This is a genomic window from Actinomadura rifamycini DSM 43936 (genome assembly GCF_000425065.1).
In the GTDB taxonomy this organism is placed as follows: domain Bacteria; phylum Actinomycetota; class Actinomycetes; order Streptosporangiales; family Streptosporangiaceae; genus Spirillospora; species Spirillospora rifamycini.
This window is the reverse complement of the sequence record NZ_AULB01000055.1, coordinates 1-17,163: the sequence shown is the minus strand read 5'-3', so window position 1 is coordinate 17,163 and position 17,163 is coordinate 1. Positions and strand designations below refer to the sequence as shown.

Annotated in this window: 3 protein-coding genes; all 3 read left to right on the top strand. The window is 77.3% G+C overall.

The features are described 5' to 3' along the window. Nucleotides 1-1,272 (top strand): type I polyketide synthase (locus tag H505_RS0132880; protein WP_026405345.1); only part of this gene is annotated, 1,272 nt, incomplete at its 5' end. A gap of 61 nt (nucleotides 1,273-1,333) precedes the next feature. Beyond that, on the top strand, nucleotides 1,334-6,829 hold the full coding sequence (locus H505_RS52575) for a type I polyketide synthase (RefSeq protein WP_026405344.1): 5,496 nt from the start codon (nucleotides 1,334-1,336) through the stop codon (nucleotides 6,827-6,829). Nucleotides 6,830-6,878: 49 nt separating this feature from the next. Further along, a partial coding sequence (locus tag H505_RS0132870; RefSeq protein ID WP_026405343.1) for a type I polyketide synthase occupies nucleotides 6,879-17,163 on the top strand: 10,285 nt, incomplete at its 3' end.

Genomic DNA, 17,163 nt, shown 5'->3' with positions numbered 1-17,163 from the left:
GCCCGCCACCTGGTCGCCCGGCACGGCGTCCGGCACCTGCTGCTGGCCAGCCGCCGGGGCCCGGACGCCGACGGCGTCGACGCCCTGGTCGCCGAACTCGCCGACCAGGGCGCGGAGGTGTCCGTGGTCGCCTGCGACCTCGCGGACCGCGACCAGGTCGCGGCGCTGCTGGCGGCCATTCCCGGCGACCGCCGCCTGACCGGGGTCGTCCACACGGCGGGCGTGTTCAACGCGGGCGTGATCGGCACGCTGACGCACGACGGGCTGGCCGCCGCCTTCGCGCCGAAGGTCGACGCGGTGCGGCACCTCGACGAGCTGACCCGCGGCACGGACCTGCGCGCGTTCGTCGTCTACTCGTCGGCGTCGTCGGTGTTCATGGGCGCGGGCAGCGGCGGCTACGCGGCCGCGAACGCCTACCTGGACGGGCTGATGGCGAGCCGTCGAGCCGCGGGACTGCCGGGGCTGTCGATCGCCTGGGGCCCGTGGCGGCAGGCCACCGGCATGGGGGACACCATCGACGACCTCACCCTGACGCGGATGTCGCGGCGGGAGGGGCGCGGCGGTGTCGGTGCCCTCGGCTCCGCCGACGGCATGGCGCTGTTCGACGCCGCCGCGGGCTCCGGGCACGCGCTGCTGGTGCCGGTCGCGCTGGACCTGCGCGCCGCGCGGGCCGACGCGGCGGCCGGCGGCGGGGTGCCGCCGCTGCTGCGCGGGCTGGTCCACACAAACCGGCAGGCGGCGCGGGCGGCCGCCGGGGACGGCGGCGGCCTGGTCCGCCGGCTGGCCGGGCGGTCCGCGGCCGAGCAGGAGGCGCTGCTGCTCGACGTGGTGCGCGCGCAGGTCGCGGTGGTGCTGGGCCACTCCGGTCCCGGCGGGGTCCGGCCGGACACGGCGTTCAAGGACGCCGGGTTCGACTCGCTCACGTCCGTGGAGCTGCGCAACCGGATGCGGGAGGCCACCGGCCTGAAGCTGCCCGCCACGCTGGTGTTCGACCACCCCAGCCCGCAGGCCCTCGCCCGCCACCTGCGCGCGGAACTGGCCGTCGACGAGGGGACGCCCGCCGACCCGGTGCTGTCCGGGCTCGCCGGGCTGGAGGCGGCCATCGCCGCCGCGGCGGCCGACGGGGACGCGCGCGAACGGATCACCGTGCGGCTGAAGGAGCTGCTGGCCGCCGCCGAGGCGGCCGGACGCGGCCCGGACGGCGCCGCCGACGACGATCTCGACACCGCCACCGACGAGGAGCTGTTCGCGCTCGTCGACCGGTCGGGGTGATCCGCACGGCCCCGCACCACCGCCGCATTCGCAACCGGACGTCTCTGGGGAGCTGAGTTCAGTGGCTGACGAGGTACAACTGCGCGACTACCTCAAGAGGTCCATCGCGGACGCCCGCGAGGCCCGCAGGCGGTTGCACGAGGTCGAGGAGCGCGCGCGGGAACCGCTCGCGGTCGTCGCGATGGCGTGCCGCTACCCGGGCGGCGTGTCCTCGCCCGAGGAGCTGTGGCGGCTGGTCGCGGACGGCGGCGACGCCGTCGGCGGCTTCCCGGACGACCGGGGCTGGGACCTGGACGGGATGTTCGACCCCGACCCGGACCGGCCGGGCACCTCCTCCACCGACCAGGGCGGCTTCCTGCGCGGCGCCGGGCTGTTCGACGCCGGCCTGTTCGGGATCTCGCCGCGCGAGGCGCTCGCGATGGACCCGCAGCAGCGGCTGCTGCTGGAGACGTCCTGGGAGGCGGTGGAACGGGCGGGCTTCGATCCGCTGTCGCTGAAGGGCGCGGACGTCGGGGTGTTCACCGGGCTGTCGAGCCAGGGCTACGGGGCGGGCGGCGGCGTCGTCACGGCCGAGTCGGAGGTGTTCGCCGGGACGGGCGCGGCGCCCTGCGTGGCGTCGGGCCGGGTGTCGTACGTGTTCGGGTTCGAGGGCCCGGCGGTCACGATCGACACCGCGTGCTCGTCCTCGCTGGTGGCGATCCACCTCGCCGCGCAGTCGCTGCGGTCGGACGAGTGCTCGATGGCGCTGGCGGGCGGCGCGATGGTGATGGCGACGCCCGGCTCGTTCCTGTCGTTCTCCCGGCAGCGCGCGCTGGCCGGGGACGGCCGCTGCAAGGCGTTCGCGGACGGCGCGGACGGCATGGGCCTGGCCGAGGGCGTCGGCGTCCTGCTGCTGGAGCGGCTGTCGGTGGCGCGGGAGCGCGGGCACCGGGTGCTGGCGGTGCTGCGCGGCGGCGCGGCGAACCAGGACGGCGCGTCGAACGGGCTGACGGCGCCGAACGGCCCGTCGCAGCAGCGGGTGATCCGCGCCGCCCTCGCCAACGCCGGCCTGTCCCCGTCCGACGTGGACGCGGTGGAAGCCCACGGCACCGGAACCGCGCTGGGCGACCCGATCGAGGCGCAGGCGCTCCTCGCCACCTACGGGCGGGACCGGGACCCGGAGCGCCCCCTGTGGCTGGGGTCGCTGAAGTCGAACATCGGGCACACGCAGGCCGCCGCGGGCGTCGGCGGGGTGATCAAGATGGTGCAGGCGCTGCGGCACGGCGTCCTGCCCCCCACCCTGCACGTGGAGAAGCCGACGACCGAGGTGGACTGGTCGGCGGGGGCCGTCGAGCTGCTGACCGGGTCCCGCGACTGGCCCCGCACCGGACGTCCCCGCCGTGCGGCCGTCTCGGCGTTCGGGATCAGCGGGACGAACGTGCACCTGATCCTGGAGGAGGCCCCCGAGGAGCCGGTGCCGGTGCCGGAGCCGGGCTCCGGCGGCGCGGAGTCCGCGGGCGTCGTCCCGCTGCCGGTGTCGGCGCGGAGCGCCGGTGCGCTGGCGGGGCAGGCCGAGCGGCTGGCGGCGTTCCTCGGCTCCGACGCGGCGCCGCTGCCGCACGTGGCGAGCGCCCTGGCGACCGGGCGGGCCGCCCTGGAGACCCGTGCCGTGGTGGTGGCGGACGGCCGGGACGAGGCGCGGGCCGGGCTGGCGGCGCTGGCGCGCGGCGAGACGGCGCCCGGCGTCGTGACCGGCGGCGTCTCCGCGCACGGCCCCGGCAGGGTCGCGTGGGTGTTCCCGGGGCAGGGTTCGCAGTGGGTCGGCATGGGCCGCGAGCTGCTGGACGGCTCGCCCGTGTTCGCCGAGCGGGTCGCCGAGTGCGCCGCCGCGCTGGACCCGTGGATCGACTGGCCGCTGGTGGAGGTGCTTCGAGGCGAGGTCCCTCCCGCGATGATGGATCGGGTCGACGTCCTCCAGCCCGCGAGCTTCGCGGTCATGGTCGGCCTGGCGGCGGTGTGGGAGTCGGTCGGCGTCCAGCCGGACGCCGTGGTGGGGCACTCGCAAGGCGAGATCGCCGCCGCGTGCGTCGCCGGGGCGCTCTCCCTGGACGACGCCGCGCGAGTCGTGGCGCTGCGCAGCCAGGCAATCGCCGCCGAACTCTCCGGGCGCGGCGGCATGGCGTCGGTCGCGCTGAGCGAGGACGACGCGACCGTCCGCCTGGAGCCGTGGGCGGGCCGTGTCGAGGTGGCCGCGGTGAACGGTCCGTCCTCGGTGGTGGTGGCCGGTGACGCGGCCGCGCTGGACGACGTGCTGGAGGCGCTGGAAGGCGAGGGCGTGCGCGTTCGCCGGATCGCCGTGGATTACGCGTCCCACAGCAGCCACGTCGAGGACATCCAGGACGTCCTGGCGGAGACGCTCGCGGACATCGACGCCCGAGCGCCGGCGGTCCCGTTCTTTTCGACGGTGCTGGGCGAGTGGATCACAGAGGCCGGGGTGGTCGACGGCGGCTACTGGTACCGGAACCTGCGCAACCGGGTGGGGTTCGCTCCGGCCGTGGCGGCGCTGGCCGACGAAGGCCACGGCGTGTTCGTCGAGATCAGCGCCCACCCCGTCCTGGTCCAGCCGATCAGCGAGATCGCCGACGGCCGCGACGCCGACACCGTCGTCGTCGGGTCGCTGCGGCGCGACGACGGCGGCCCGCGCCGCCTGCTGGAGTCGTTCGCCGAGGTGTTCGTCCGCGGCGTGCCCGTCGACTGGACGTCCGTCCTGCCGCCCGCGCCGGCGCCGGTCGACCTCCCGACCTACGCGTTCGACCAGCGGCACTACTGGCTCCGGTCGGCCGGGACGGCGTCGGACGCGGAGTCCCTCGGCCAGGCGGCGGCCGACCACCCGATGCTGGGCGCGGTGGTGCCGCTCCCGCAGGCGGACGGGCTGGTGTTCACGTCGCGCCTGTCGACGGCGGCGCACCCCTGGTTGGCCGACGGCGCCCTCGGCGGTCCGGCCGCCGTCCCGGACACCGGCCTGGTCGAGCTGGCCGTCCGCGCCGGCGACGAGGCCGGCTGCCCGGTGCTCGCCGAGCTGGAGACCGCCGCGCCGCTCGCGGTGCCGGAGCACGGCGGGGTGCAGGTGCAGGTCGTCCTGGGCGGTCCGGCGGAGAACGGGTCCCGGACGGTGGAGGTGTACTCCCGGCGGGACCGCGACGGCGACGCCTGGACGCGGCACGCCACCGGCGTCCTGTGCGCCGCGCCGCCGGAGCCGGAGCCCGCGCCCGGGTACGACTTCGCCGCGTGGCCGCCGCCGGACGCCGAGCGGATCGAGGCCGGCGGCTGGTACGACGACCTCGCCGACCTCGGGTACGCGTACGGGCCGGCGTTCCAGGGCGTGCGCGCGGTGTGGCGGCGCGGCGACGAGGTCTTCGCCGAGGTCGCCCTGCCGGACGACGTGCGGGAGAGCGCGGCGGAGTTCGGCGTGCACCCGGCGCTGCTGGACGCGGCCCTGCACCCGGCCCTGCTGGACGCCGCCGCCGACGGGCCGCGGCGGCCCGCGGACTGGCGCGGGTTCGTCCTGCACGCCGCGGGCGCCGCGGCGCTGCGGGTGCGGCTCCCCCCCGCCGGTTCCGGCGCCGTGTCGCTGGAGGCGGCGGACGACACCGGCGCCCCGGTCCTGTCGGTGGACGCGCTGGCGTTCCGCGCGGCGCCCGCCGAGGGCGCGGACGCCGCGCCGCCGGAGCACCGCGACGCGCTGTTCCGGGTGGACTGGGTCGAGGTGGCCGCGCCCCCGGACGAGCCGCCGCCGTGGACGGCGGTGACCGGCGCGGCCGACGTGGCGGCGCTGACCGGCGGCGTCCCGGCCGCGACGGTGTTCGAGGCCGCCGGGGACGGCGGCGCGGACACGCCGCTCGCGTCGGCCTCCCGGGCCCTGGGCGTGCTCCAGGCGTGGCTGGCGGCCGAGGGGCCGGAGGACGCCCGGCTCGTGGTGGTGACCCGCGGCGCGGTGCCCGCCGGGGACGGCGCGGTGGCCGACCCGGCCGCGGCGGCGGTGTGGGGGCTGGTCCGCTCCGCCCAGGCCGAGAACCCCGACCGCATCGTCCTGCTCGACCTCGATTCCGATCTCGACCTCGGCGCCGCGTCCGGAGGCGACGCCGGGCCCGTGCTCGGCGCGGCGCTGGCCGCGGGCGAACCGCAGCTCGCGGTGCGCGGGACGACGTTCGCCGTCCCGCGCCTCGCCCGCGCGGAGGAGCGGGCCCCGGACGGTCCCGCGGTGTTCGACCCGGACGGGACCGTGCTCGTCTCGGGCGCGGGCACGCTGGGCGGGCTGGTGGCGCGGCACCTGGTCGCCCGGCACGGGGTGCGGCGCGTGGTCCTGGCCAGCCGGCGGGGCCCGGACGCCGAGGGCGCGCGGGAGCTCGTCGCCGACCTCACCGAGCGGGGGGCGGAGGCGTCGGCGGTCGCGTGCGACCTGTCCGACCGGGAGCAGGCGGCGCGCCTGCTGGAGTCGCTGCCCGGCCGCCTGACCGGCGTCGTGCACACGGCGGGCGTCCTGGACGACGGCGTGATCGAGACGCTGACGCCGGAGCGGCTGGCCGGGGTGTTCGCGCCGAAGGTCGACGCGGTGCGGCACCTCGACGAGCTGACCCAGGGCACGGACCTGGACGCGTTCGTCGTGTTCTCGTCCGGGTCCGGCGTCTTCGGGTCCCCGGGACAGGGCAACTACGCGGCGGCGAACGCGTACCTCGACGCGGCGATGGCGGCCCGCCGGGCGGCGGGCCTGCCGGGCCTGTCGCTGGCGTGGGGGCTGTGGGAGCAGGCCACCGGGCTGACCGCGCACCTCGGCGGCGCCGACCAGGCGCGGATGAGCCGCGGCGGCGTGGTGGCGATCACGCCCGAGGAGGGCATGGCGCTGCTCGACGCCGCCCTCGGCTCCCCGCTCGCGCAGCTCGTCCCGGTCAAGCTGAACCTGCGGGAGGTGCGCGCCGGCGGGACGGTGCCGCACCTGCTGCGCGGCCTGGTCCGGGCCGGACGGCGGCGGGCGCGGGCGGCGGCGTCCGGCGACGGCGGGCTGGTCCGCCGGCTGGCCGGGCTCGCCGACGACGAGCGCGACGCCCTGCTGCTGGACCTGGTCCGCGAGCAGGTCGCGGCCGTGCTCGGGCACGCCGGGGCCGGTGCGGTCCGGGCCGGCACGGCGTTCAAGGACGCCGGGTTCGACTCGCTGACGTCGGTGGAGCTGCGCAACCGGCTGCGCGAGCAGACCGGCCTGAAGCTGCCCGCGACGCTGGTCTTCGACCATCCCACGCCGCTGGCGCTCGCCCGGCACCTGCGCGGCGAACTCGGCGTCGGCGACGACGCGCTGTCGCGGATGCGGGCCGCGCTCGACGACGTCGAAGCGCTGATCGGCGGGCTGCGCCTGGACGACGCCGCGAGGGCCGTCCTCGCGCCCCGCCTCCAGGCACTGGCGGCCCGGTGCGGCGGGGACCCGGACCCCGGAGCGGACGGAACCGGCGCGGTCGCGGACCGGCTCGAGTCCGCGTCCGCCGACGAGGTCCTCGACTTCATCGACGAGGAGCTCGGTCTGGTCTGACACCGCTCCCGGACGGCACGCAACAGCAGATCTCGCGAGGACGGAAACCATGGCCACGGACGAGAAACTCCTCAAGTACCTGAAGCGCGTCACGGCCGAGCTGCACACGCTTCGGCAGCAGCAGGGGGCCCGCCATCCCGACGAGCCGCTGGCCATCGTGGGGATGTCGTGCCGGTTCCCGGGCGGCGTGTCCTCGCCGGAGGACCTCTGGCGGCTCGTCGCCGGCGGGGTCGACGCCCTGTCCGACTTCCCGGACGACCGGGGGTGGGAGCTGGAGGGCCTGTTCGACCCCGATCCGGACAACCCGGGGACGTCCTACACCAGCCAGGGCGGTTTCCTGCGCGGCGCCGGGCTGTTCGACGCCGGCTTCTTCGGGATCTCGCCGCGCGAGGCGCTGGTGATGGACCCGCAGCAGCGGCTGCTGCTGGAGACGTCGTGGGAGGCCCTGGAGGACGCCGGCGTCGACCCGGCGTCGCTGAAGGGCACCGACGTCGGCGTGTTTTCCGGGGTGTTCACCCAGAGCTACGGCGCCGGTGCGATCACCCCGGAGCTGGAGGGGTACGCGGGCACCGGGTCGGCGTCGAGCGTGGCGTCGGGCCGCGTCTCCTACGCGTTCGGGTTCGAGGGCCCGGCGGTCACGATCGACACCGCGTGCTCGTCCTCGCTGGTGGCGATCCACCTGGCGGCGCAGGCGCTGCGGTCCGGCGAGTGCTCGATGGCGCTGGCGGGCGGCGCGACGGTGATGCCGTCGCCCGGCACGTTCGTGGCGTTCTCCAGGCAGCGGGTCCTCGCCGCCGACGGCCGGTCGAAGGCGTTCTCCTCGACGGCCGACGGCACCGGCTGGGCCGAGGGCGTCGGCGTGGTCGTCCTCGAACGGCTGTCGGTCGCGCGGGAGCGCGGGCACCGGGTGCTGGCGGTGCTGCGCGGCGGCGCGGTGAACCAGGACGGTGCGTCGAACGGGCTGACGGCGCCGAACGGCCCGTCGCAGCAGCGGGTGATCCGCAAGGCGCTGGCGGGAGCCGGGCTGCTCCCCTCGGACGTGGACGCCGTGGAGGCGCACGGCACCGGCACGGCCCTCGGCGACCCGATCGAGGCGCAGGCGCTCCTCGCCGTCTACGGGCAGGGCCGCGACCCGGAACGTCCGCTGTGGCTCGGGTCGGTCAAGTCGAACATCGGGCACACGCAGGCCGCGGCGGGCGTCGCGGGCGTGATCAAGATGGTGCAGGCGCTGCGGCACCGCGTCCTGCCCCCCACGCTGCACGTGCGGGAACCGACCCCACGGGTGGACTGGTCGGCGGGCGCGGTGGAGCTGCTGACCGAGCCCCGCGACTGGCCGGACGGCGGCGACCGCCCGCGCCGGGCCGGGGTGTCCGCGTTCGGTATCAGCGGGACGAACGCGCACCTGATCCTCGAAGAGGCGCCACCGGCGGAGACCGAGACGCAGACCGGGCCGCGGGCCGAAGCGGAGACCGGGGCGGCCGACGCGGAGCGGGCGTCCGGGGGGTACGTGCCGCTGGTCGTGTCGGCGGCCGGCGCCGCCGCCCTCGCGGCGCAGGCGGACCGGCTCGCCTCGTTCGTCGAGTCCGGCGCGGCCCCCTTGGGCCGCGTGGCCGCCGCCCTGGTCGAGCAGCGCGCGCTGCTGGGCGAACGCGCGGTCGTCGTCGCCGGTTCGGACGAGGAGGCGCTCGGCGGGCTGCGCGCGGTCGCGCGCGGCGAGTCCGCGCCCGGCGTCGTGACCGGCCGGGCGGACCCGCCGGGCGGGCTCGTGCTGGTCTTCCCCGGGCAGGGCTCGCAGCGGCTCGGGATGGGCCGGGAGCTGTACGACCGGTACCCGGTGTTCGCGGAGGCGTTCGACGCGGCCTGCGCGGAGCTGGACGCCCGGCTGAGCGGCCGCGTCGACCACCCGGTCCGGGACGTCGTGCTCGGCGGCGCGGCGGGCGGCGCCGTGCTGCTCGACCAGACCGTGTTCACGCAGGCGGGGCTGTTCGCGGTGGAGAGCGCGCTGTTCCGGCTGGTGCGGTCCTGGGGCGTGCGGCCGGACGCGGTGATCGGCCACTCGATCGGCGAGATCACCGCCGCGCACGCCGCGGGCGTCCTGTCGCTGCCGGACGCGGCGCGGATCGTCGCGGCCCGCGGCCGGCTGATGCAGGCGCTGCCGCCGGGCGGCGCGATGGTCGCGGTGGCCGCCGCCGAGGACGAGGTCGCCGGGCTGCTCGGCGACGGCGTGGAGCTCGCCGCGGTCAACGGGCCGTCCGCCGCGGTGCTGTCCGGCGACCGCGACGCGGTCCTCGCGGCGGCCGGGCGGGCGCGGGAGCGCGGCCGCAAGACCAAGCGGCTGGCGGTCTCGCACGCCTTCCACTCCGCCCTGATGGAGCCGATGCTGGACGACTTCGCCGCCGAGCTGGACGGCGTGGCGTGGCGGCCGCCGGAGATCCCGGTGATCTCCAACGTGACCGGGCGTCCGGCCGGGCCCGGCGAGCTGGCCGATCCGGCGTACTGGGCCGAGCACGTGCGGCGGCCGGTCCGGTTCGCCGACGGGATCGCGGCCGCCGTCGAGCACGGCGCCGCGGTGTTCGTGGAACTGGGGCCGGGCGCCGCGCTCAGCGCCCTGGTCGAGGAGACCGCCGCCGCCGCGGGCGCCGAGGCGGCGGCGTGCGTCCCGGCCCTGCGCGACGGCCGTCCGGAGGAGCAGACGCTGCTCGCCTCCGTCGGGCGGGCGTTCGCGGGCGGCGCACCGGTCGACTGGAGCGCCGTCCTGCCGCCCGCGACCGGCTGGGTGGACCTGCCGAAGTACGCCTTCGACCACCGGAACTACTGGCTGCGGCCGGCCGGGCGTGCCGCGGACGCGGCGTCGCTGGGGCAGGCGGCGGCCGACCACCCCCTGCTGGGCGCGCTGGTGCGGCTGTCGACCTCCGACGGGCTGCTGTTCACCTCCCGCCTGTCGCTGCGCACGCACCCCTGGCTCGCCGAGCACGCCATCGGCGGCACGGTCCTCGTCGCGGGCACCGGGCTGGTGGAGCTGGCCGTGCGGGCCGGGGACGAGGCCGGCTGCCCGGTGCTCGACGAACTGGTGATCGAGGCGCCGCTGGTCGTCCCGGAGCACGGCGGCGTGCGGCTCCAGGTCGCGGTGGGCGCCCCGGCCGGCGACGGGACCCGCACCGTCGAGGTGCACTCCCAGCCCGACGGCGCGGAGGAGGCGTGGACGCGGCACGCCGCCGGCGTCCTGTCCGCCGCGCCGCCCGCGCGGGAACCCGGCTGCGACTTCACCGCGTGGCCGCCGCCCGGCGCGCAGCCGGTCGAGATGGGCGACTTCTACGCGGACCTGGTCGAGCGCGGCTACGCGTACGGGCCGGTGTTCCAGGGCCTGCGGGCGGTGTGGCGGCGCGGCGACGAGGTCTTCGCCGAGGTCGCGCTGCCCGACGGCGAGCGCGGCGAGGCCGCCCGGTTCGGCCTCCACCCGGCGCTGCTGGACGCCGGCCTGCACGCGGGCATGCTCGGCGCCCGGGACGCGCCGGAGGAGTCCGGGCCGCCGGTGCTGCCGTTCGCCTGGAACGGGCTGGTGCTGCACGCGGCGGGCGCCGCGGCGCTGCGGGTGCGGCTGTTGTCCCGCGGGCCCACCGCCCTGTCGCTGGAGGCGGCGGACGAGGCGGGCGGCCCCGTGGTGTCGGTGGAGTCGCTGGTGTCCCGCCCGGTGTCCGCCGAGCAGCTCGACGCCGCCGCGGCGGCGACCCGCGACGCGCTGTTCCGCGTCGACTGGGCCGAATTGCCGCCGGTCCGGGAGGAGGCCCCGCCGACCTGGGCGCCGGTCGCCGACCCGGACGACGTGGCGGCCCTCACCGGCGACGGCGCGGCACCGCGGGCCGCGGTCGTCGAGGCGGCCGGCGGCGACGGCCCGGACGCCGCACTGGCGGCGGCGTCCCGCGTGCTGGGCGTCGTGCAGGCGTGGCTGGCCGCGCCCGTGCCGGACGAGTCGCGGCTGGTCGTCGCGACCCGGGGCGCGGTGCCCGCCGGCGAGGGCGCGGTGACCGACCCCGCCGCCGCGGCGGTGTGGGGGCTCGTGCGTTCCGCGCAGGCCGAGAACCCGGACCGCGTCGTCCTGCTGGACCTCGACCCGGCCGCCGACGGCGGCCCGGAGCGGGTCCTGGGCCCCGTGCTGGACTCCGGCGAACCGCAGGTCGCCGTCCGGGGCACCGCCCTCGCGGCGCCCCGGCTCGCCCGCGCCGCCGACCGGGCGGCGGGGGAGCCCGCCGCGTTCGACCCGGCGGGCACGGTCCTGGTCACCGGCGGCACCGGCTCGCTGGGCGCGCTGGTCGCCCGGCACCTGGTCGCCCGGCACGGGGTGCGGCGCCTGGTGCTGGCCGGCCGCCGCGGCCCGGACGCCGAAGGCGCCCGGGAGCTCGTCGCCGAACTCACCGAGCAGGGCGCCGAGGTCGCGGTGGCGGCCTGCGACGTGTCCGACCGGGAGCAGGCGGCGGCGCTGCTCGCCGCGGTGCCGGGCCGCCTGACCGGCGTGGTGCACACGGCGGGCGTCCTGGACGACGGCGTGATCGAGGCGCTGACGCCGGAGCGGCTCGCGGGGGTGTTCGCGCCGAAGGTCGACGCGGTGCGCCACCTCGACGAGCTGACGAGGGGCATGGACCTGGACGCGTTCGTCGTGTTCTCCTCGGCCTCCGGGGTGTTCGGGTCCGCCGGGCAGGGCAACTACGCGGCCGCGAACGCCTACCTCGACGCGGCGATGGCGGACCGCCGCGCGGCGGGCCTGCCCGCGCTGTCGCTGGCGTGGGGGCTGTGGCGGCAGACCAGCGGCATGACCGCGCACCTCGGCGGCGCCGACCAGGCGCGGATGAGCCGCGGCGGCGTCCAGGCGATCACGCCCGAGGAGGGCATGGCGCTGTTCGACGCCGCCCTCGGCTCCCCGCTCGCGCAGCTCGTCCCGGTCAAGCTGGACCTGCGCGGGACGCGCGCGGGCGCCGCGGCCGGAAGCACGGTGCCGCACCTGCTGCGCGGCCTGGTCCGGGCCGGACGGCAGCAGGCCAAGGCGGCGTCCGGTGCGTCCGGCGGCGACGGCGGCCTGGCCCGGCGGCTCGCCGGGCTCGCCGCCGCGGACCGGGAGGCGCTGCTGCTCGACCTGGTCCGCGGCGAGGTCGCGACCGTGCTCGGGCACGCCGGCCCGGACGGCGTCGACGCGGACGCCGCGTTCAAGGACGCCGGGTTCGACTCGCTGACGTCGGTGGAGCTGCGCAACCGGCTGCGCGAGCAAACCGGCCTGAAGCTGTCCGCCACGCTGGTGTTCGACTACCCGACCCCGCTGGCGCTCGCCCGGCACCTGCGCGCCGAACTGGACGAGTCGGTGGCCGCGGCACCGGCCCCGCCCGCCGCGCCCGCCGCCGCCGCGGACCCCGGCGAGCCGATCGCGATCGTCGGGATGGCGTGCCGGCTGCCCGGCGAGGTGACCGGCCCCGAGGACCTGTGGCGCATGGTCGCCGAGGGCCGCGAAGGCATGACGCCCTTCCCCGACGACCGGGGCTGGGACCTGGACAACCTGTTCGACCCCGACCCCGACCGTCCCGGCACCTCCTCCACCGGTCAGGGCGGCTTCCTGCGCGGCGCCGGGCTGTTCGACGCGCAGTTCTTCGGGATCTCGCCGCGCGAGGCGCTCGCGATGGACCCGCAGCAGCGGCTCCTGCTGGAGACCTCGTGGGAGGCGCTGGAACGCGTCGGCGTCGACCCGGCCTCCCTGAAGGGCACCGACGTCGGCGTGTTCACCGGCGTGTCCAGCCAGGGCTACGGGATGGGCGCGGACGCGGCGGACATGGAGGGCTACGCGAGCACGGCGGCGGCCTCCAGCGTGGCGTCCGGCCGGGTGGCGTACGTGTTCGGGTTCGAGGGCCCGGCCGTCACGATCGACACCGCGTGCTCGTCCTCCCTCGTCGCGATGCACCTCGCCGGGCAGGCCCTGCGGTCCGGCGAGTGCTCGATGGCGCTGGCGGGCGGCGTGACGGTGATGGGGACGCCCGGCACCTTCGTCGAGTTCTCCCGCCAGCGCGGCCTGGCCGGCGACGGGCGCTGCAAGGCGTACGCGGACGGCGCCGACGGCACCGGCTGGGCCGAAGGCGCCGGCATCGTCGTCCTGGAGCGCCTGTCGGTCGCGCGGGAGCGCGGGCACCGGGTACTGGCGGTGCTGCGCGGCAGCGCGGTGAACCAGGACGGCGCGTCGAACGGCTTGACGGCGCCGAACGGGCCGTCGCAGCAGCGGGTGATCCGCGCCGCGCTCGCCAACGCGGGACTCGGGCCGTCCGACGTGGACGTCGTCGAGGGCCACGGCACGGGCACCGCGCTGGGCGACCCGATCGAGGCGCAGGCGCTCCTGGCCACCTACGGCAAGGACCGGGACGCCGGGCAGCCGCTGTGGCTGGGGTCGCTGAAGTCGAACATCGGCCACGCGCAGTCGGCCGCGGGCGTGGCGAGCGTGATCAAGATGGTGCAGGCGATGCGGCACGGCGTCATGCCGCCGACCCTGCACGTGGAGCGGCCGACGTCCCAGGTGGACTGGTCCGCCGGGGCCGTCGAGCTGCTGACGGAGCCCCGGGAGTGGACACCGAACGGGCACCCGCGCCGAGCGGGCGTGTCGTCGTTCGGGATCAGCGGGACGAACGCGCACCTCATCCTTGAGGAAGTGCCGGAGGAACCGGTCGCCGAGGAGGCGCCGCCGTCCGACGGCCCGGTGCCGCTGGTGGTCTCGGCCCGAACCACCGGGGCACTGGCAGGGCAGGGCGCCAAGCTGGCGGCGTTCGTGGCGGAAACGGACCCGGCGCCGCTGGCGAACGTGGCCGGCGCGCTGCTGACCGGCCGCGCCGCGTTCAGCAGGCGGGCCGTGGTCGTGGCGGAGACCGAGCAGGACGCCGTGGCGGGACTCGGCGCGCTGGGACGGGGCGAGGAAGCGCCCGGCCTGGTGGTCGGCGACGCAGGCACGCCGGGGAAGGTCGTGTGGGTCTTCCCGGGGCAGGGCACGCAGTGGGTCGGCATGGGCCGGGAGTTGCTGGAGTCGTCCCCGGTGTTCGCCGAGCGTGTCGCCGAGTGTGCCGCCGCGTTGGAGCGGTGGGTGGATTGGTCGCTGACGGACGTGCTGCGCGGCGACACCGAGCCGGGTTTCCTGGACCGGGTCGACGTCCTTCAGCCCGCGAGTTTCGCGGTGATGGTCGGCTTGGCGGCGGTGTGGGAGTCAGTCGGCGTGCGACCGGACGCAGTGGTGGGGCACTCGCAGGGCGAGATCGCCGCCGCGTGCGTGGCGGGGGCGCTGTCACTACAGGACGCCGCGAAGGTGGTGGCCTTGCGAAGCCAGGCAATCGCGGCCGAGCTGTCGGGACGCGGCGGCATGGCGTCGGTCGCGTTGAGCGAGGACGAGACGGCCGCGCGGCTGAAGCCGTGGGCGGACCGCGTCGAGATCGCCGCGGTCAACAGCCCCTTCTCGGCAGTGATCGCCGGGGACGCCGACGCGCTCGACGAAGCGGTCGAGGCACTGGACGCCGAAGGCGTCCGCGTGCGGCGCATCGCCGTCGACTACGCGTCCCACAGCAGCCACGTCGAGGACATCGAGGACACCCTTGCCGAGGCGCTGGTCGGGATCGAGGCGCAGGCGCCGACGATTCCGCTGCTGTCGACGGTGACGGGCGAATGGATCTCCGAGGCCGGGGAGGTCGACGGCGACTACTGGTATCGGAACCTGCGCAACCGGGTCCGGTTCGGACCCGCCCTGTCCACTCTGCTCGACCAGGGGCACGGCGTGTTCGTGGAAGTCAGCGCCCACCCGGTGCTGGTCCAGCCGATCAGCGAGATCACCGACGAAGGTGTCGTCGTCGGGTCGCTGCGCCGCGATGACGGCGGGATGCGGCGGCTGCTGACCTCGATGGCCGAGTTGCACGTCCGGGGCGTCGACGTCGACTGGACGTCCGTCCTGCCGCCCGCGTCCGGCCGGGTGGACCTGCCGACGTACGCGTTCGACCACCGGCACTACTGGCTGCGCGCGGCGGAGACCGGCGGCGACGCCGCCTCGCTGGGACTGGCCGGAGCCGACCACCCGCTGTTGGGCGCGGTCGTGCACCTCCCGCAGTCGGACGGGCTGGTGTTCACCTCGCGGCTGTCGCTGCGGACGCACCCGTGGCTGGCCGACCACGCGGTCCGGGGCGTCGTCATCGTTCCCGGCACCGGGCTGGTCGAGCTGGCGGTGCGGGCCGGGGACGAGGCCGGGTGCCCGGTCCTCGACGAGCTCGTGATCGAAGCGCCGCTGGTGGTGCCCCGCAAGGGCGGCGTCCGCGTCCAGGTCGCGGTGGGCGGACCGGACGAGCGCGGTGCGCGCACCGTCGAGGTGTACTCCCAGCGCGAGGACGTCGCGGGGGAGGGCGGTCCGGACGGCTGGGTCCGGCACGCCGCCGGCGTCCTGGCGTCCACGGCGGCCGCCCGGCGGGCGGACTTCGACTTCACCGCCTGGCCGCCGCCCGGTGCGGAGCCGGTCGACATCGGCGGCGGCTACGCGCGGCTCGCGGAGGTGGGGTACGAGTACGGGACCACGTTCCAGGCCGTGCGGTCGGTGTGGCGGCGCGACGAGGAGGTCTTCGTCGAGGTCGCGCTGCCGGAGGAGCGGCGCGAGGACGCGGGCGGCTTCGGCATCCATCCCGCGCTGCTGGACGCGGCCCTGCACTCGACGATCCTGAGCGCCGCGGCGGGCGCGGACGACGGCGGACCGGACGGCCCGGAACTGAAGCTGCCGTTCGCGTGGGACGGGCTGCGCCTGCACGCGGCCGGTGCCGCGGCGCTGCGCGCGCGCATCACCAGGCCCGGACCGGACGCGATGGCGCTGGAGGCGGCGGACGCCGCGGGCGGACTCGTCGTCACCCTGGACTCGCTGGTGGCGCGGCCGGTCAGCGACCGGCAGCTGGAGACGGCGGCGGGCGCGGTGCGCGCCGACTCCCTGTTCGGGGTGGAGTGGACCGGGCTGACCGCCGCGCCCGGCGGGGCCGCGCCGCCGTGGGTGCCGGTCGCCGACGCGGAGCAGGTGGCGACGCTCGCCGACGACGTCCTGTCGGGCGCGGACGCCCCGGCCGCGGCCGTCCTCGATGCGGGCCGCGGCGCCGGCGGGCCGGACGGCGACGTGCTCGGAGCGACGACCCACGTGCTGGACGCCGTGCAGTGCTGGCTGGGCGGCGGCGGGCTGGAGGAGTCGCGGCTGGTGGTCGCGACCCGGGGCGCGGTGCCCGCCGGCGGCGACGGCGCCGTGACCGACCCCGCGGGGGCGGCGGTGTGGGGCCTGGTCCGGGCCGCCCAGGCCGAGAACCCCGACCGGATCGTCCTGCTCGACCTCGACCCGGAGTCCGCCGCCGGAGCCGACCCGGCCTCGGTCCTGGGTGCGGTGCTCGCGTCCGGTGAGCCGCAGGTCGCGGTGCGCGGCACCGCCCTGTTCGTCCCGCGCCTCGCCCGCGCCGCCGGTGCCGCGCCGGAGCCGGACGGTCCGGCTCCGTTCGGTCCGGACGGGACGGTCCTGGTCACGGGCGGCACCGGATCGCTGGGCGGGCTGGCCGCCCGCCACCTGGTCGCCCGGCACGGTGTCCGCCGCCTGCTTCTGGCGAGCCGCCGGGGCCCGGACGCCGAAGGAGCGGACGCCCTGGTCACCGAACTCACCGACCAGGGCGCGGAGGTGTCCGTCGCGGCCTGCGACATGTCCGAGCGCGACCAGGTCGCGGCGCTGCTGGCGTCCGTCCCCGCCGAGCACCCCCTGACCGGGATCGTGCACACGGCGGGCGTGTCGGACGCCGGAGTGATCGGGACGGTGACCCCCGACCGGCTGGCGGAGGTGTTCGCGCCCAAGGCCGACGCGGTGCGGCACCTGGACGAGCTGACCCGCGGCATGGACCTGGCCGCGTTCGTCGTCTACTCCTCGGTGTCGGGCGTGTTCATGGGCGCGGGCAGCGGCAGCTATGCAGCGGCCAACGCCTACCTGGACGGGTTGATGGCGTGCCGTCGGGCCGAGGGCCTGCCGGGTCTGTCGCTGGCGTGGGGGCTGTGGGATCAGACGTCCGGTATGGCTGCGGGCACCGACGACCTCGCTCGTTCCCGGATGAGCAGGCGTGGCGGTCTGCAGTTGATGTCGCAGGCCGAGGGGATGGAGTTGTTCGAGGCCGCGCTCGGTTCCGGGCGTTCGCTCCTCGTCCCCGCCCGGATCGACCTGCGCAGCGTCCGCGCCGACGCCGCGGCGGGCGGGGCGGTGCCGCACATGCTGCGCGGCCTGGTCCGAGCGGGACGGCAGGCGGCGCACACCGCGACCGCCGACGACGAGCGCG